1 pseudogene is annotated in these 216 nt (G+C 64.8%); it reads right to left on the minus strand.

From position 1 onward, the window contains the following. Positions 1–96: pseudogene (locus F6Q13_RS17855) on the minus strand (TetR/AcrR family transcriptional regulator); the annotation flags it as partial. Between the last annotated feature and the right edge of the window lie 120 nt (positions 97–216).

Here is a 216-nt window from a genome sequence, read left to right on the forward strand (position 1 = left end):
CTTGCGGAACGTCTCTTCCTGCCGACGATTGCGCGGCCCCTCCCCGGCTGGCCGATCGACCCCCGGCGTGATCGCCGTCACCGCGTCACTGGACACATGTCCAGGTTATCGGAACCAACCGCGGTGAAGCAAGCACGTCCGGCAAAACGCCTACAGACAGGGAACGTTGTCAAAGCAGGCCGATCCGGCCTTGCGGCGCTGCCAAGCCGAAGGCTA

The sequence above is a fragment of the Mycobacterium sp. genome (assembly GCF_008709575.1).
Classification (GTDB): Bacteria; Actinomycetota; Actinomycetes; order Mycobacteriales; family Mycobacteriaceae; genus Mycobacterium.